This is a genomic window from Streptomyces sp. NBC_01390, from assembly GCF_045040105.1.
In the GTDB taxonomy this organism is placed as follows: Bacteria; Actinomycetota; Actinomycetes; order Streptomycetales; family Streptomycetaceae; genus Streptomyces.
Window position 1 is genome coordinate 9,273,153 of the sequence record NZ_CP109551.1, and the last position, 15,948, is coordinate 9,289,100.

General features: G+C 70.6%; 15 protein-coding genes. 8 read left to right on the forward strand and 7 right to left on the reverse strand.

Features of this window, described 5'->3' with window-relative positions; all coding sequences use genetic code 11:
* Positions 1–198 precede the first annotated feature (198 nt).
* Complete coding sequence (locus OG241_RS41610; RefSeq protein WP_405823100.1) at positions 199–1,425, forward strand: arginine deiminase; 1,227 nt, start codon at positions 199–201, stop codon at positions 1,423–1,425.
* A gap of 119 nt (positions 1,426–1,544) precedes the next feature.
* Positions 1,545–2,552, forward strand: a complete 1,008-nt coding sequence (gene argF / locus OG241_RS41615) for an ornithine carbamoyltransferase (RefSeq protein ID WP_405823102.1) — start codon at positions 1,545–1,547, stop codon at positions 2,550–2,552.
* 218 nt (positions 2,553–2,770) lie between these two features.
* Here argF and OG241_RS41620 read toward each other — a convergent pair whose 3' ends face one another.
* Positions 2,771–3,223 carry an ATP-binding protein gene (locus OG241_RS41620; RefSeq protein WP_405823104.1) on the reverse strand — a complete coding sequence of 151 codons (453 nt, stop codon included), beginning with the start codon at positions 3,221–3,223 and terminating at the stop codon, positions 2,771–2,773.
* Between the two features lie 310 nt (positions 3,224–3,533).
* Between OG241_RS41620 and OG241_RS41625 the strand changes: the two genes are divergently transcribed.
* Positions 3,534–4,364 carry an enoyl-CoA hydratase family protein gene (locus tag OG241_RS41625; protein WP_405823105.1) on the forward strand — a complete coding sequence of 277 codons (831 nt, stop codon included), beginning with the start codon at positions 3,534–3,536 and terminating at the stop codon, positions 4,362–4,364.
* Positions 4,361–6,775, forward strand: a complete 2,415-nt coding sequence (locus OG241_RS41630; protein WP_405826725.1) for a bifunctional salicylyl-CoA 5-hydroxylase/oxidoreductase — start codon at positions 4,361–4,363, stop codon at positions 6,773–6,775. The genes OG241_RS41625 and OG241_RS41630 overlap by 4 nt, the downstream gene beginning before the upstream one ends.
* A 58-nt stretch (positions 6,776–6,833) precedes the next feature.
* Here OG241_RS41630 and OG241_RS41635 read toward each other — a convergent pair whose 3' ends face one another.
* Positions 6,834–7,649, reverse strand: a complete 816-nt coding sequence (locus OG241_RS41635; RefSeq protein WP_405823107.1) for a PaaX family transcriptional regulator C-terminal domain-containing protein — start codon at positions 7,647–7,649, stop codon at positions 6,834–6,836.
* A gap of 41 nt (positions 7,650–7,690) precedes the next feature.
* On the reverse strand, positions 7,691–9,406 hold the full coding sequence (locus OG241_RS41640) for an AMP-binding protein (RefSeq protein ID WP_405823109.1): 1,716 nt from the start codon (positions 9,404–9,406) through the stop codon (positions 7,691–7,693).
* A gap of 147 nt (positions 9,407–9,553) precedes the next feature.
* Here OG241_RS41640 and OG241_RS41645 point away from each other — a divergent pair, with 147 nt between their 5' ends.
* Both OG241_RS41645 and OG241_RS41650 read left to right on the forward strand, forming a co-directional pair.
* Complete coding sequence (locus tag OG241_RS41645; RefSeq protein WP_405823111.1) at positions 9,554–10,693, forward strand: acyl-CoA dehydrogenase family protein; 1,140 nt, start codon at positions 9,554–9,556, stop codon at positions 10,691–10,693.
* Positions 10,690–11,088, forward strand: coding sequence for a RidA family protein (locus OG241_RS41650; protein WP_405823113.1), 399 nt, complete (start codon positions 10,690–10,692; stop codon positions 11,086–11,088). Before OG241_RS41645 ends, OG241_RS41650 begins: the two co-directional genes overlap by 4 nt.
* A 24-nt stretch (positions 11,089–11,112) precedes the next feature.
* Here the strand turns inward: OG241_RS41650 and OG241_RS41655 are convergent, their stop codons facing one another.
* A complete protein-coding gene (locus tag OG241_RS41655; protein ID WP_405823115.1) occupies positions 11,113–11,301 on the reverse strand; it encodes a DUF5999 family protein in 189 nt (62 codons plus the stop codon).
* A gap of 268 nt (positions 11,302–11,569) precedes the next feature.
* On the opposite strand from OG241_RS41655, the gene OG241_RS41660 reads away from it, so the two are divergent.
* On the forward strand, positions 11,570–12,037 hold the full coding sequence (locus OG241_RS41660; RefSeq protein WP_405823117.1) for a DUF6299 family protein: 468 nt from the start codon (positions 11,570–11,572) through the stop codon (positions 12,035–12,037).
* A 48-nt stretch (positions 12,038–12,085) separates the two neighbouring features.
* Here the strand turns inward: OG241_RS41660 and OG241_RS41665 are convergent, their stop codons facing one another.
* The 3 genes from OG241_RS41665 to OG241_RS41675 form a co-directional block, all read right to left on the reverse strand.
* Positions 12,086–13,447: an aminopeptidase P family protein gene (locus OG241_RS41665; protein WP_405826727.1), complete on the reverse strand. Its 1,362-nt coding sequence runs from the start codon at positions 13,445–13,447 to the stop codon at positions 12,086–12,088.
* 390 nt (positions 13,448–13,837) lie between these two features.
* Positions 13,838–14,539 carry an SDR family NAD(P)-dependent oxidoreductase gene (locus tag OG241_RS41670; RefSeq protein ID WP_405823119.1) on the reverse strand — a complete coding sequence of 234 codons (702 nt, stop codon included), beginning with the start codon at positions 14,537–14,539 and terminating at the stop codon, positions 13,838–13,840.
* Between the two features lie 422 nt (positions 14,540–14,961).
* Positions 14,962–15,555 carry a TetR/AcrR family transcriptional regulator gene (locus tag OG241_RS41675; protein WP_405823121.1) on the reverse strand — a complete coding sequence of 198 codons (594 nt, stop codon included), beginning with the start codon at positions 15,553–15,555 and terminating at the stop codon, positions 14,962–14,964.
* Positions 15,556–15,687: 132 nt separating this feature from the next.
* Here OG241_RS41675 and OG241_RS41680 point away from each other — a divergent pair, with 132 nt between their 5' ends.
* Positions 15,688–15,897, forward strand: a complete 210-nt coding sequence (locus OG241_RS41680; protein ID WP_405826930.1) for a hypothetical protein — start codon at positions 15,688–15,690, stop codon at positions 15,895–15,897.
* Positions 15,898–15,948 lie beyond the last annotated feature (51 nt).

A 15,948-nucleotide genomic window follows, 5' to 3' on the forward strand; every position in this document is an offset into this window, starting at 1 on the left:
GAGCGTCCGGTGCGGGAGCCGCTGCTCGCAAGCCCTTCCGCATCCCTTGTCGTCAGGTAGACGATATTCGGTCCACCTGCTTATCGTCAAGGGGACGAGATGGGGGGATGTGGTGTGGTGGGGCGGGGTGCGGAGTGTTGTCGCACATAAACCGCCGACCAGCGGGTGAACGGGGTGCCCAGTGGTCAGGATGGAGACATGGGATTCCATGTCGACTCCGAGGCCGGGCGGCTGCGCCGCGTCATCCTGCACCGGCCGGATCTAGAGCTCAAAAGGCTCACCCCCAGCAACAAGGACGCTCTTCTCTTCGACGACGTCCTGTGGGTGCGCCGGGCGCGCGCCGAGCACGACGGCTTCGCCGACGTCCTGCGTGACCGGGGTGTCGCCGTCCACCTCTTCGGCGACCTGCTCACCGAGGCCCTGGCGATCCCGGCGGCCCGCACCCTCGTACTGGACCGTGTCTTCGACGAGAAGGAGTACGGGCCACTCGCCACCGACCATCTCCGCGCCGCCTTCGAGAACCTGGCCGCCCCCGCGCTGGCCGAGCTGCTCATCGGTGGCATCACCAAGCGCGAGTTCCTGGCCGCGCACGCGGAGCCGACCTCCGTCCGCTTCCATGTCATGGACCTGGACGACTTCCTGCTCGGTCCGCTCCCCAACCATCTCTTCACCCGCGACACGTCCGCCTGGATCTATGACGGCGTCTCCATCAACGCGATGCGCTGGCCCGCCCGCCAGCGGGAGACCGTGCACTTCGAGGCGATCTACCGGCACCATCCGCTCTTCCGTGACGAAACCTTCCGCCTCTGGTCGGAGGGGCAGGCGGACTATCCCTCCACCATCGAGGGCGGGGATGTGCTCGTCATCGGCAACGGCGCCGTACTCATCGGGATGAGCGAGCGGACCACGCCCCAGGCGGTCGAGATGCTCGCGCACAAGCTCTTCGCCGCCGGTTCGGCCGAGACGATCGTGGCGCTCGACATGCCCAAGCGGCGCGCGTTCATGCATCTCGACACCGTGATGACGATGGTCGACGGAGACACCTTCACCCAGTACGCCGGACTCGGCATGCTGCGCTCCTACACCATCGAACCGGGCGTCGGGGACAAGGAGTTGAAGGTCACCGACCATCCGCCGGAGCACATGCACCGGGCGATCGCCGCCGCACTCGGACTGAGCGAGATCCGCGTCCTGACCGCGACCCAGGACGTGCACGCGGCCGAGCGCGAGCAGTGGGACGACGGGTGCAACGTCCTCGCCGTCGAGCCGGGTGTGGTCGTCGCGTACGAGCGCAACGCGACCACGAACACGCATCTGCGCAAGCAGGGCCTTGAGGTGATAGAGATCCCGGGCAGTGAGCTGGGGCGGGGGAGGGGTGGTCCGCGCTGTATGAGCTGCCCGGTGCAACGGGACGCGGTGACGTAGGCGGTTCCTCCCATGTCTGGGCTCGCTCGAATACCTTTCCGCATAGAAATGTTAGAGGTCGTATAGACTTCCATCGTTCGTGTCCCGTACGTCCTGCCCCGGATCACTTGGAGTGCCCCATGGCGACCGTTCCGACCGCCCTCGCCGGGCGCCACTTCCTCAAGGAGCTGGACTTCACCGAGGAGGAGTTCCGCGGCCTGCTCGACCTCGCCGCCGAGCTGAAGGCGGCGAAGAAGGCCGGGACAGAGACGCGGTACCTGACCGGCAAGAACATCGCCCTGATCTTCGAGAAGACCTCGACGCGTACGCGCTGCGCGTTCGAGGTCGCGGCGGCGGACCAGGGGGCCTCGACGACGTACCTCGACCCGTCGGGCTCGCAGATCGGGCACAAGGAGTCCGTGAAGGACACCGCGCGGGTGCTCGGGCGGATGTACGACGGGATCGAGTTCCGGGGCGACAGTCAGGCGGCGGTGGAGGAGCTGGCCGCGTATGCGGGTGTACCGGTGTTCAACGGCCTGACCGATGACTGGCACCCCACGCAGATGCTGGCCGACGTACTGACGATGACCGAGCACAGCGACAAGCCCCTGAAGGAGATCGCCTTCGCCTACCTCGGCGACGCGCGCTTCAACATGGGCAACTCGTATCTGGTCACCGGCGCGCTGCTCGGCATGGACGTACGGATCGTCGCGCCGCAGGCCTACTGGCCGGCCGAGGATGTCGTCGCCGCTGCGCGGAAGCTGGCGGAGGTGAGTGGTGCGCGGGTGACGCTGACCGAGGAGGTGGCGGCGGGTGTCCGGGGTGCCGATTTCATCGCCACCGACGTGTGGGTGTCGATGGGGGAGCCGAAGGCGGTGTGGGCCGAGCGGATCGCTGCGCTGGCTGCTTATGCCGTGACGATGGACGTCCTGCGGGCGACGGGGAACGCGGGTGTGAAGTTCCTGCACTGTCTGCCGGCGTTTCATGATCTCGGGACGAAGGTGGGGCGCGAGATATACGAGACGTACGGGATGGAGTCGCTGGAGGTGACCGACGAGGTGTTCGAGTCGGAGCATTCGGTGGTGTTCGACGAGGCGGAGAATCGGTTGCACACGATCAAGGCGGTTCTGGTCGCCGCGTTGGCTTAGGCGGTTGTTTTCTCGCCCCCGCCGCCCTTACCCGTCCCATCCCGTTCCTGGGGGCTGCGCCCCCAGGCCCCCCATCGGCCCTGAAGGGGCCTCGTCCTCAAACGCCGGACGGGCTGAAAATGCGGGCCTGCGCTGGAAAGGTGCCGGATGGGCTGGAGGTGCGGGCCTGCGCTGGAAAGGCGCCGGACGGGCTGAAAATGCTGGCCGGCGCCGGAGTTCTACTGCCTGCGCCACTGTGCCGGTACCACCGGGACCCGGAACCACACCGCCTTGCCCGATTCTGTGGGGCGGTGTCCGCAGGACGAGCTCAGGGTTCGGATCAGTAGTAGGCCTCGGCCGTGTTCCTGCCAGGGGTCCGGCTCCTCCGACAACGGTCGCGTCAGGTTTCCCGGCGGGGCCGGGTCGGGGTCGTGCACCTCGACCTGGCAGCTGGTCGGCAGCAACTCCACCACCAGCTCTATCGGCGAGTCCCCGGCCGTGTGCTCCACGGCGTTCGCCACCAGCTCGGCGGTGAGGAGTTCCGCCGTGTCGCAGTCCGCCGCCGCGTGCTCCAGCTCGGTCAGAGCCGTGCGGACCAGCGCGCGGGCGACAGGCACCGCCGCGGCGGTGTGCGGCAGGGCGATACGCCAGGAGGCGGGGGCGGGGAGTTCTTGCACGGCGGTTCCGTTCATGGAGCAGGTTGTCCTGCTTTCAACAATAGAAAGGGTACGGCGGGGTCGGGCAGGGGCGGTGGTCGGGTGCCGGGGTGGGACCTTCGGTCCCCCTCCCCCTCACCGTTCGACTTACCCACACCAACGGTCCCTCTCCCTCGACCACTCCCACTGTTACCGCGTTATTGACACCTCGTTACGGGACGGGATCACCGGAACAGGGCGTCTCCGCGTGCTGTGTCTCCGGCTTCCGTGTCGCGAACTCGTGACGACAGTCACAGATGAGTGATAGCTTCGAAGGAGTCGTCCCCCCTCGACGAGGAGGCCGCGCATGAGTCCCTTCACCGGCTCGACGCCCCGCACCTCCGCCTGGGATCACCTCCGCGTCGACCTCGCCCCCACCGGCGTGGCCACCGTCACCCTCGCCCGCCCCGAGAAACTCAACGCCCTCACCTTCGGCGCCTACGCCGACCTGCGCGACCTGCTCGCCGAGCTGTCCCGGGAGCGGTCGGTACGGGCACTGGTGCTGGCCGGAGAAGGGCGCGGCTTCTGCTCCGGGGGAGACGTCGACGAGATCATCGGCGCCACCCTCTCCATGGACACCGCCCAGCTGCTCGACTTCAACCGTATGACCGGGCAGGTCGTGCGGGCCGTACGGGAGTGCCCGTTCCCGGTGATCGCGGCGGTGCACGGGGTGGCGGCGGGCGCCGGTGCGGTGCTCGCGCTGGCCGCGGACTTCCGCGTCACCGACCCGTCGGCGCGCTTCGCGTTCCTCTTCACCCGGGTCGGCCTCTCCGGTGGAGACATGGGCGCCGCCTACCTCCTGCCCCGGGTCGTCGGGCTCGGCCACGCGACCCGTCTGCTGATGCTCGGCGAGCCGGTGCGGGCGCCGGAGGCCGAGCGCATCGGCCTGATCAGCGAACTGACCGACGAGGGTCGCGCCGACGAGGCCGCCCAGTCGCTGGCCCGCCGCCTCGCGGAGGGCCCGGCACTGGCGTACGCGCAGACGAAGGCCCTCCTCACCGCCGAACTGGACATGCCGCTGGCCGCAGCCGTGGAGCTGGACGCCGCCACCCAGGCTCTCCTCATGACCGGCGAGGACTACAAGGAGTTCCACACGGCGTTCACGGAGAAACGCCCTCCGAAGTGGCAGAACCGATGAAGTCGGCCTCACCCCAAGGGGCGCGGGGAACTGCGCGACCAGCCACAACAAACCCGCACCCGCCGACGAATCCGAACCACCCCCACCGAATCGCGATCATCGGCGGCGGCCCAGGCGGTCTCTATGCCGCCGCCCTGCTCAAACGCCGCCAACCCGATCGGCAGATCACCCTCTGGGAACGCAACGCCCCCGAAGACACCTTCGGCTTCGGCGTGGTCCTCTCCGACGAGACCCTCGGCGGCATCGAACACGCCGACCCCGTGGTCCACGCGGCCCTGCGACAGCACTTCACCCGCTGGGACGACATCGACATCGTCCACCGCGACACCCGCCACACCTCCGGCGGACACGGCTTCGCCGCCCTCGGCCGGCGTCGGCTCCTGGAGATCCTGCACGCCCGCTGCCGCTCCCTCGGCGTCGAGCTGCGCTTCCGGACCGAGGCCCCGCACCCGGCTCGGCTGGCGGAGACGTACGACCTGGTCGTCGCCGCCGACGGGGTGAACAGCACCGTCCGTGAGGCCTACGCCCAGGAGTTCCGCCCCCGGCTGACCAGCCACCGCTGCCGTTACCTCTGGCTCGCCGCCGACTTCGCCCTCGACGCCTTCCGCTTCGAGATCGCGGAGACGCAAGCCGGCGTGATGCAGCTGCACGGCTACCCGTACTCCCGCCCGTCGCCCGACCACCACCCCTCAACGGGGCCCTCCGGGCCGCAGAATCAATTCGGCGCCTCGACCGTGATCGTCGAGATGCGGGAGGAGGTGTGGCGGGCGGCGGGTTTCGACGAACCGGACGTCGCCGCGTCGGTCGAACGCTGCGCCAAGATCTTCACGGACGCCCTCGGCGGACGGCCGCTGCGCGCCAACAAACCGGCGTGGACCACCTTCCGTACGGTCGTCAACGACCGCTGGTCGCACGGCAACGTCGTCCTCCTCGGGGACGCCGCCCACACCGCCCACTTCTCCATCGGCTCCGGCACCAAGCTCGCCGTCGAGGACGCCCTCGCGCTCGCCGCCTGTCTGGAGGAGCGGCCGACCCTGGCCGAGGCGCTGGCGGCGTACGAGGAGGAGCGGCGGCCCGTCGTCGCCTCCACCCAGCGGGCGGCCCGGGCCAGCCTGGAGTGGTTCGAGAACCTTCCCCTCTACCTGGACCAGCCGCCCCGCCAGTTCGCGTTCAACCTCCTCACCCGCAGCCGTCGCGTCACGCACGACAACCTGCGGCTGCGCGACCCGCGCTTCACCGCCACCGTGGAGCGGGAGTTCGGGTGCCCGCCCGGCACCCCGCCGATGTTCACCCCCTTCCGGCTGCGCGGGCTGACCCTCCGAAATCGTGTCGTCGTGTCCCCCATGGACATGTACTCGGCCACCGACGGCGTCCCCGGCGACTTCCATCTCGTCCACCTGGGCGCGAGAGCGCTGGGCGGCGCCGGCCTGGTGATGACCGAGATGGTGTGTGTCAGCGCGGAGGGACGCATCACGCCGGGCTGCGCCGGCCTCTACACGGAGGAACAGGCCGAGGCCTGGCAGCGCGTCGCCGCCTTCGTCCACTCCCAGGCCCCCGGCACCGCCCTCGGCGTCCAGCTCGGCCACTCCGGCCGCAAGGGCTCGACGAAGCTGATGTGGGAGGCCGCCTACGGTTCTGAGCCCCTGGAGCAGGGCAACTGGCCGCTGGTCGCCGCGTCCCCGATCCCGTACCGGCCGGAGAGCCAGACCCCGCACGAGCTGACGCTCACTCAACTCGACATGATCCGGGGGCAGTTCGTGGCAGCCGCCCGGCGAGCCGCCCGCGCCGGCTTCGATCTGCTCGAACTCCACTGCGCCCACGGCTACTTGCTCTCCGGCTTCCTCTCCCCGCTCACCAACCACCGCACGGACGCGTACGGCGGCCCGCTCGCCGCCCGTCTCCGCTTCCCCCTCGAAGTTTTCGACGCCGTAAGGGAGGTGTGGCCGGACGGACGTCCCATGACGGTCCGAATCTCGGCCACGGACTGGGCGGACGGCGGTACGACGGCCGAGGACGCCGTCGGGATCGCGCGTGCCTTCGACGCCCACGGAGCCGATGCCATCGACGTCTCGACGGGGCAGGTGGTGGCCGACGAGCTTCCGGAGTACGGCCGTTCGTACCAGACGCCGTTCGCCGACCGGATCCGCCACGAGACGGGTGCGCCGGTGATCGCCGTCGGCGCGATCTCCTCCTGGGACGACGTCAACTCGCTGATCCTGGCGGGCCGTACGGACCTGTGTGCACTGGGCCGCCCTCATCTCTACGACCCGAACTGGACCCTGCACGCGGCGGCCGAGCAGGGCTACGAGGGGCCGGGCGTCGTCTGGCCCGCGCCGTACCGTGCGGGCCGCCGACGCCCGCGCACCGGACGCACGGACGACCCCAAACCCCGCCTCACCCTGGGCAGTTGACCTCGTTCCTGACCGCCGTGGCAGCCGTCCCCGGGAGGGGCGCCTGGTGTGGCAGAGGTCACAGCCCCGCGAATGTCACCCCGGCGTCCCGCAGCCGGGCGTGCAGGCCTCGGAAGACGGCCGCCGAGCGGACGCCCGGCCAGTCGGCGGGGAGCAGGTGGGCGGGCAGGCCGGGGTCGGTGTACGGCAGGTGGCGCCAGGAGTCCAGGGCCACCAGGTAGTCGCGGTACGCCTCCTCGGGCGGAGTGTCCTCGCGTTTCTCCCAGTCGCGCAGCACATGCGCGTGGCGGTCGAGGAACGCCTCGTGCTCCTTGGCGATCGCGGCCAGGTCCCACCAGCGGGAGACCGCCTCGACCGTCGCCGCGAAGCCCAGGTGATCGCCGCGGAAGAAGTCCACGTACGGATCGAGACGCAGCCGCTCCAGGGTGTGACGCGTCTCCTCGTAGAGGCGCGCCGGGGCGATCCACACGCCCGGAGCCGCCGTGCCGAAGCCGAGTCCCGCCAGCCGGGAACGCAGGACGTGCCGCTTCTGCCGCTCCGACTCGGGGACGGAGAACACGGCGAGGATCCAGCCCTCGTCGCGCGGGGGCGGGGCGGCGGCGTACACGCGCCGGTCGCCGTCGTCGAGCAACTGGCGGGCCTCCGGCGACAGTTCGTACCCGGCCGCACCCTGCGCCGTACGGGCCGGCAGGAGCAGGCCGCGCCGCTTGAGGCGGGACACGGACGACCGTACGGAGGGCGCGTCGACGCCGACCGCGGCGAGGAGCCGGATCAGCTCGGCGACGGGGACCGGGCCGGGCATGAAACGGCCGTACGCGCCGTAGAGCGTGACGATGAGGGACCGAGGGGCGTGCTGTTCGGACACGTTGATCATTTTAGGCCGCCGGAGTCACTGCTGCTCGCCATTTCCGCTGGTCAACTACCTTCGGTGAATGACTTTCGGTCAAGATCGTTTGATGTGGGGCGCAGCCGGAAGCGTTGGAGCTTGCCCGTCGCCGTCCGTGGCAGGGCGTCCAGGAAGACGATCTCGCGTGGACACTTGTACGGCGCCAGCTCCTTCCTGACGAACGCGAGCAGCGCCTCCGCGTCCGGTCGCGCGCCCTCCTTGAGCACGGCGTACGCCACCACGACCTGCCCGCGCGCCTCGTCGGGCCGGCCCACCACCGCCGTCTCCACGACGTCCGGATGGCGCAGCAGCGTCTCCTCGACCTCCGGGCCCGCGATGTTGTACCCGGCCGAGATGATCATGTCGTCGGCCCTGGCCACGTACCGGAAGTAGCCGTCGCCGTCCCGGACGTAGGTGTCCCCGGTGATGTTCCAGCCGCCCCGCACATACGCGCCCTGGCGCGGATCGGCGAGATACCGGCACCCGACGGGACCGCGCACCGCGAGCAGCCCGGGCGTGCCGTCCGGCACCGGACGGCCGTTCTCGTCCTGCACGCGCGCGTGCCAACCCGGCACCGGCAGCCCGGTCGTGCCGGGCCTGATGTCCTGGTCGGCCGCCGATATGAAGATGTGCAGCAGCTCGGTCGCGCCGATGCCGTTGATCAGCCGCAGGCCGGTGCGCTCGTACCAGGCCCGCCAGGTGGCCGAGGGCAGGTTCTCGCCGGCCGAGACACAGCGGCGCAGTGAGCCGGTGTCGTGGGCGTCGAGTTCCTCGAGCATCGCCCGGTACGCCGTGGGCGCGGTGAACAGCACCGAGACGCGGTGCTCGGCGATGGCCGGCAACAGCTGTTTGGGGCCCGCCTGTTCGAGGAGGAGGGCGCTGGCCCCGGCCCGCATCGGAAAGATCACCAGACCGCCCAGCCCGAAGGTGAAACCCAGCGGCGGACTGCCCGCGAACACGTCGTCGGCGTGCGGCTTCAGAACGTGCCGCGAGAACGTGTCGGCGATGGCGAGCACGTCCCGGTGGAAGTGCATGCACCCTTTCGGGCGACCGGTGGTGCCGGACGTGAACGCGATCAGCGCCACGTCGTCGGCCGCGGTGTCCACATCGGGATACGGGGTGCCGGGCACCGGACGGTTCAGCAGGTCGTCGAGACCGTCGCCGCCGTACGTCGTGATCCGCAGCCCCGGTATCTCCGCCCCGGCGAGGTCGTCGAGGGCCCGGATGTCGCACAGCGCGTGCCGTACCTGGGCGATCTCGCACATCGTGCTCAGCTCCTGCGGGCGCTGCTGGGCCAGCACGGTGACCGCGACCGCGCCCGCCTTCAGCACCGCCAGCCAGCAGGCCGCGAGCCAGGGAGTGGTGGGGCCGCGCAGCAGGACCCGGTTGCCGGGCACGACCCCGAGATCCCGGGTCAGGACATGCGCGACCCGGTCGACACGGGTGCGCAGCTCGCCGTACGTCCACACCTCGCCGGCGGCGGTACGGAACGCCGGGCGCCCGGCGTCGGGGCCGCTCAGCAGCTCGGCCGCGCAGTTCAGCCGGTCGGGGTAGCGCAGCTCGGGCAGGTCGAGGGGGAGGTCGGGCCACTGGTCCGGGGGCGGGAGATGGTCGCGCGCGAAGGTGTCCACATGGGCGGAGGGGGCCCGCCGGGCGGGGTCGGTGCGCTCCTCGGGAACCCCGCCGTACCCGGGATGCCCCGGGTGTCCGGGCTGCTTGGCGTGCCTGGTGTGCGTGGGGTCCATAGCGGTTCGCCCCCTTGCCGTGGTGGGCGTACTGGTGGGCCGGACCGGCCCTGCCAAAGGAGCGTATCGTGTTGGTGACGACAGTCAACGGTGCGCGATATCGTCGAAGGTGAGCCGCGACCGGCGGCCTCGGAGGGAGGACCGGCGATGCCCGCATTCTCGCTCGAACCGGCACAGGCCGCCTGGTGTGCCGAGCTGCGCACGCTGGCCGCCGACCGGCTGCGCCCACTCGCCGAGAAGGGTGAACCGGGCCGCGTCAACCGCCCCCTCGTCGCCGAACTCGGCCGACTCGGCCTGATCTCCCGGCTGTTCACCTCCGGCGCGCTCGACCTGTGCCTGATGCGGGAGTCCCTCGCTCACGCCTGCACCGAGGCCGAGACCGCCCTCGCCCTCCAGGGCCTCGGCGCGCATCCCGTCCACGCCCATGGCACCCCGGCCCAGCGCGAACGCTGGCTGCCCCGGGTGAGTGAGGGCAGCGCCGTGGCCGCGTTCGCCCTGAGCGAGCCGGGCGCGGGCTCCGACGCGGCGGCCCTGTCCCTCACTGCCGCCCCCGACGGCGCCTCCGGCTGGCGTCTCACCGGCGAGAAGTGCTGGATCTCCAACGCCCCCGAGGCGGACTTCTACACCGTCTTCGCCCGTACGACAGCGGGGGCGGGGGCCCGTGGAGTCACGGCCTTCCTGCTCCCCGCCGACCGGCCCGGCCTCACCGGCAGCGCCCTCGACATGCTCTCCCCGCACCCCATCGGCGCCCTCGCCCTGGACGCCGTACCGGTGACCGCGGACGACGTCATCGGCGAACCCGACCGCGGGTTCCGGGTCGCCATGGGCACGTTGAACCTGTTCAGGCCGAGCGTCGGCGCCTTCGCGGTCGGCATGGCCCAGGCGGCCCTGGACGCGACCCTCGCCCACACCGCCGGGCGGGACGCGTTCGGCGGCAAGCTGAAGGACCTCCAGGCCGTCGCCCACCAGGTCGCCGACATGGCACTGCGCACGGAGGCGGCCCGGCTCCTGGTCTACGCGGCAGCGGCGGCGTACGACGAGGGCGCCTCAGGCGTCCCGGGGCGCGCCGCGATGGCGAAGCTGCTGGCCACCGAGACCGCGCAGTACGTCGTCGACGCGGCCGTCCAGCTGCACGGCGCGCGGGCACTGCGGCGCGGCCATCTCCTCGAACACCTCTACCGGGAGGTGCGGGCGCCGCGTATCTACGAGGGGGCGAGCGAGGTCCAACGGACGGTCATCGCCAAGGAGTTGTACAAGAACGTGGATGGCGGGGCGAGTGCCCGATGAGTGCCGAGCGCGTCAATCCGGCCGGCCTCTCGCCGCCCACCGGCTTCTCGCACGCCGTCGTCGCCACCGGCTCCCGGCTGGTGTTCCTCGCGGGGCAGACCGCGCTCGGCGCCGACGGGAAGGTCGTGGGGGACACCCTGCCCGAGCAGTTCGAGCGGGCCCTCGCCAACCTGCTCGCCGCGCTGCGTGCGGCCGGTGGTGAGCCCGCCGACCTGGCGCGCGTCACCGTGTACGCCACGGATGTCGCCGAATACCGCGCCCAGGCCCCTCGACTCGGCGGTATCTGGAGGAGGTTGGCGGGACGCGACTATCCGGCGATGGCGGTCGTCGGGATCGTGCGGCTCTGGGACGAACGCGCCCTGGTCGAACTCGACGGGTTCGCGGTGCTGCCGTAGCGGGTCGGGGACCCGGACGGTCGTTCAGGCCGCGGTGGCCAGGCGGTGCGGGGAGATCACGCTGCCGTCGGGCAGCAGCTCGCCGGTGTCGTCGAAGACGATCGCGCCGTTGCACAGGAGGTTCCAGCCCTGCTCGGGGTGGAAGGCGACGATGTGCGCGGCGTCACGGTCGGGTCGGTCGGCCGAGGGGCACGGCGGCTGGTGTGAACACATGGTGTGCCTCCGGATGGGATGCGGTGCTCGGGTGTTCGCCTGCGATGGTTCCTTGCCACTTCTGACGATGCCCGTGCCGAGGGCCCGGCGCCAAGTCGTGTCGAGGAAGCGTGACACCACGCGGACGTGCTGTGACACCACCCTGACATTCGTAAAAGATCCGAAAGCGTGGCAGTCGGAGCGCGCGACTCGCCGACGAAGGGGTGATGATCACGCGCGTGGGCGCGTGGGACCAGTACCTGTGGACTCCCCCCAAGGAGGTTTCCCCATGTCACTGTCCTTCGCGCCGTCCTTCCCGGCCTTCTCGTCCCTCGCCCGTGCCGCGGCCGTCGCCGCCGGCGCCGTGCTGCTCACCGTGGCCCCCGCCGCGACGGCGGCCCAGGCCGCGGACGAGGGCTTCGACCAGGTGACCGTCGAGTCCGGCACCATCACGCACGACGGCGAACTCACGCTGGCCGGCAGTTACCGCTGCCTCAACGCCGGAGGCGACTCGGTCCGCGTCGCCGCCTCGATCGAGCGCGGCGAGAACGTCTGGTACGGCATGGACAGCATCCCCGCGAGCTGTGACGGCTCCTGGCACCAGTGGTCGAACACCAAGGCCACCGAGCCGGGCGCGTACCGGCCCGGCCCGGTGCGGGTGAAGACCAGCCTGGTGGAGTTCCGCCGCTCGGGCTTCATCCCGCTGCCGACCGTCCACTCGGAGCGGATCCAGGAAGTCGTCCTCACGGAGGTCTGATCCGCACCCGGCCCCACAGACCCACGGACCAACGGGGGCCGGCCGGTGCTACGCGCCGGTCAGCCCCCGCATCCATGCCTCGACCTCGTCGGACGTACGGGGCAGCCCGGCCGACAGGTTCTCGTGACCGTCCGCTGTCACCAGGATGTCGTCCTCGATCCGGACCCCGATGCCCCGGTACTCCGCGGGCACCGTCAGGTCGTCCGGCTGGAAGTACAGGCCCGGCTCGACCGTGAGGATCATGCCGGGTTCGAGGGTGCCGTCGACGTACGCCTCGGTGCGCGACCTGGCGCAGTCGTGCACGTCCAGGCCGAGCATGTGACCGGTGCCGGCCATGGTGAAGCGGCGCTGGAGGGCCAGCTCGTACACGTCGTCCGGGTCGCCCTCCAGGAGACCCCACTCGACGAGTTTCTCGGCCAGGTACCGCTGGGCGGCGACATGGAAGTCCCGGTAGGCGGCACCGGGCTTGACCGCCCTGATGCCGGCTTCCTGCGCCTCGTACACCGCGTCGTAGATCCTGCGCTGGAGCGGGGAGAAGGTGCCGCTGATGGGGAGCGTGCGGGTGACGTCGGCGGTGTAGAGGGAGTTCGTCTCGACGCCCGCGTCGAGCAACAAGAGGTCACCCGGGCGGACTTGGCCGTCGTTGCGCTGCCAGTGCATGATCGTGGCGTGCTCGCCGGCGGCACAGATCGAGCCGTAGCCGACGTCGTTGCCCTCAAGTCGGGCGCGGCGGAAGAAGGTTCCCTCGATCCAGCGCTCCGAGGTGGCGACGGCGGTCGCCAACTCCCGTACGACATCGACGAATCCGCGTACGGTCGAGTCGACCGCCTTGCGCATCTCGCCGATCTCCCACTCGTCCTTCACCAGACGCAGCTCGGACAGGACCGACTTCAGCTCGGTGTCCCGCTCCTCGTCAGTCGCGACGGCGGCTTCGAGCCCTGCGTCGTAGCCGCGCACGATCCGGGTGGGGGCGGCCGGGGCCGCGCGCAGCTCGTCGGCGGCCTTGCGGACGTCACGGCACGGCAGGCCCAGCAGCTGCTCGGCCTCCGCGAGGGAGTGCCGGCGGCCGACCCACAGCTCGCCCTGGGCCGCGCCCTGCCAGAACTCGCCGCTCTCCCGGTCGGAGCGGGGCAGAAGATAGGCGGTGGCGTCATGCCCGGTGGCGTCGGCGCGGGGTTCGAGGACGAGAAGCGCGTCCTCGGTCTGGTCGCCGGTGAGGTGGACGTACTCGGTGGACGGGCGGAACGGGTAGTGCGTGTCGTTGGCGCGGACCTTGAGATTCCCGGCCGGGACGATCAGGCGCTCGCCGGGAAACCGGGCGGAGAGGGCGGCGCGGCGCTCGGCGGCGTACGGCGCCTGCTCCACGGGGCGCAGATCCTGAAGCTCGGTGTCGGCCCACCCCGTCGTCATCAGCGCGGCCAGCTGCGGCGAGACGGACGGGTAGAGGCGGTTCTTACGGTCCTTGGTCTCCGGGGATTCGGGGGTTCCGGGAGTTCCTGGGGTCTCTGCGGGGTCGACGGCTTCGGCGGTCTCGGTGGGCTCCGTGGATTCCCTGGACACCTGGGGGCACCTTCTTCGTCTTGGGGGCAGGTCGGCTGCTGCTGCGTGAGGGCCGACGCTGCAAAGCTAATCGGGAGGCGCAGCGTACGAGGTGTCCTCTTGCCGATCCGCTCCGGCTGAACCCCACAAACGATCGCGTTCATCGGAGCGGAGCCTTCTTCGGGGTCGCGTCGCGGCGCTGGGCCGCCGCGACGCGATCGGGGTTCGACGAGGGGCCGAGTCAGCAGAACCGGCGCGGTGTCAGGCGCGCGGGAAGCCCTCGGCATCGAGGCGGAAGACGAGCTCGGCCTCGTCGCGCTTGGTGGTGTGCAGTTCCCAGTAGAGGGGGGTGATCTGCTCGGGCTTGGCCGCCTCGATGCCGGGGATGACCGAGACGCCGATGGACGAGTCGATGCCGACGTGAGCGGCCTGGATGCCGGTGCCGTCCAGCTCCTTGTGCAGGTTCATCGCCCAGTTGCGCAGCGCCGCGGCGGCGGCGTTGACGTTGGCGACCCGCGGGTCGGGCCAGATCGAGCCGGCGCCGGTGGTGTAGAGCAGGGTGCCCGCGCCGGCCTCCCGCATCGCCGGCAGTACCGCCTTGGTGGCGGTGATGGCTCCGTAGAGCTGGAAGTTCATCTCGAACTCCACATGAGACGGCTCGGTCTCGGCCGGAGCGGTCAGCTTGATGACACCGAACGACCCCACCGGGGAGTACTCCAGGACGTCGATCCCGCCGAACCGCGCGGTGGCGTCCTTGAGCGCCTGGGTGAGTGCGTCGCGGTCGAGCACGTCCGCGGGGAACGCGGCAGCGGTGATGCCGTCGGCAGCGAGTGTGCCGACAAGACCGTCGAGCTTCTCGCGGTTACGGGAGATCAGGGCGACGTCGAAGCCCTGGGAGCCGAAGGTACGGGCGATTGCCAGGCCCATCTGGGGGCCGGCTCCAACGATGGCGATGCTGGTCACAGCGATCCTTTCCAAAAGCTGGCTGGTCGAAGCAAGTGATTCGGATAGCCCTATCCGTATCGAGATTCGGATAGGGCGCTCCGGTTGACTGTCGCCACCGTACCAGTAGAAATGGATAGGGTGATCCGGTTGCTGGACTCCTGGCCCTTCCCGCCGGAACCGGTCGCCTGCGCCGGGTGCCGGCTCACCCGCTGGGCCCTGGATCGCGACGCCCGTGGCTCGGATTCGGCTCGTGACGGTTGCACGGCTGGTTCCGGGGACGGGTTCGGGCCAGGGTGCCCCATGCGCACCTGCCCGCCTGCCCGCATGACTTCTGTACCGTCCGATGCGGAGGTCGCGCGGTCACTGGGTGGCGACAGGCTCAAGGGCTGCTCCGCGCCGCCGCAACGGGCGATGCGTTCAGGTCATGGCCGAGTGTCGGTTCAGACGCTCGGCCAGATGCTGAGAGCCAGGTCGGCGACGCGGTGCATGTCTTCTCGGCTGGCGCCGCCGGAGGCCTGCACGGCGAGGCCCTGCCCGACGGTGTTCACGTAGCGGGCGAGAGTGTCCGGGTCAGCAGTGGGCGGCAGGTCGCCCTCGGTCTGGGCCTGTTCGAACCGTTTCCGCAGGGCGGCCACTCCGGCCTCCCGGCGTTCGGCCAGGTCGCGGCGGACCGGTTCGCTGTCCGGGCCGGCGGCCAGTGCGGACTGCACCAGCAGGCAGCCGCGGGGGCAGTCCGGGAGGGTGTGGGCGTTGACCCCTCCGTGCAGCATCGCCTCGGCCACCTGTCGTGCGGTGGGCAGCTGGAGAGCCGGTTCCACGAAGGCTCCCGGGCCCTGCACGTAGCGGTCGACGGCCTTGCGGAACAGTTCCTCCTTGTTGCCGAAGGCGGCGTAGATGCTGCGCCTGTTGATCCCCATGGCCTCGGTCAACGCGGCGAGCGAGGCACCCTCGTAGCCCTCGGCCCAGAACAGCCGCATCGCCACTTCCAGCGCCTCGTCGGTGTCGAACGACCGGGGCCGCCCCGTGCTGGGCATCGAAGCCTCCTTTGGGAAAAGTTCGCCGCCGTGGAGTGGATCGGCGGCTTGCTCAGGTTAGTGCCCTCGTGGTTATAGTAACCGAGCGGTTCGGTTCGTATCGAGTCGTCGGTATTTTCGATTCGTCAGTACGTGGAGGAGGTTCGGAGCGCGTGCCATGAGCACCCAGCTCGCCCCGGCACCACCCCGTTCGGCGTAAGACCCCTCGAAGGTAAGACCGCCCTGGTCACGGGCGGGTCCCGGGGCATCGGTGCCGCGATCGTGCGTCGTCTGACCGCCGACCCCGAAGCCCGGTTCGTCTCCGGCAGCACCTGGAACGTCGACGGCGGCTCCTCGGTCTGACCGCCCGCCCCGGGCGGCCGCGGCCACCTGAACGTCGCCGTGCCCGCGCTC

Coding starts and splice junctions, on each gene's coding strand:
- OG241_RS41610 (WP_405823100.1), top strand. CDS start 199: ATGGGATTCCATGTCGACTCCGAGGCCGGGCGGCTGCGCCGCGTCATC.
- argF (WP_405823102.1), top strand. CDS start 1,545: ATGGCGACCGTTCCGACCGCCCTCGCCGGGCGCCACTTCCTCAAGGAG.
- OG241_RS41620 (WP_405823104.1), bottom strand. CDS start 3,223: ATGAACGGAACCGCCGTGCAAGAACTCCCCGCCCCCGCCTCCTGGCGT.
- OG241_RS41625 (WP_405823105.1), top strand. CDS start 3,534: ATGAGTCCCTTCACCGGCTCGACGCCCCGCACCTCCGCCTGGGATCAC.
- OG241_RS41630 (WP_405826725.1), top strand. CDS start 4,361: ATGAAGTCGGCCTCACCCCAAGGGGCGCGGGGAACTGCGCGACCAGCC.
- OG241_RS41635 (WP_405823107.1), bottom strand. CDS start 7,649: ATGATCAACGTGTCCGAACAGCACGCCCCTCGGTCCCTCATCGTCACG.
- OG241_RS41640 (WP_405823109.1), bottom strand. CDS start 9,406: ATGGACCCCACGCACACCAGGCACGCCAAGCAGCCCGGACACCCGGGG.
- OG241_RS41645 (WP_405823111.1), top strand. CDS start 9,554: ATGCCCGCATTCTCGCTCGAACCGGCACAGGCCGCCTGGTGTGCCGAG.
- OG241_RS41650 (WP_405823113.1), top strand. CDS start 10,690: ATGAGTGCCGAGCGCGTCAATCCGGCCGGCCTCTCGCCGCCCACCGGC.
- OG241_RS41655 (WP_405823115.1), bottom strand. CDS start 11,301: ATGTGTTCACACCAGCCGCCGTGCCCCTCGGCCGACCGACCCGACCGT.
- OG241_RS41660 (WP_405823117.1), top strand. CDS start 11,570: ATGTCACTGTCCTTCGCGCCGTCCTTCCCGGCCTTCTCGTCCCTCGCC.
- OG241_RS41665 (WP_405826727.1), bottom strand. CDS start 13,447: ATGACGACGGGGTGGGCCGACACCGAGCTTCAGGATCTGCGCCCCGTG.
- OG241_RS41675 (WP_405823121.1), bottom strand. CDS start 15,555: ATGCCCAGCACGGGGCGGCCCCGGTCGTTCGACACCGACGAGGCGCTG.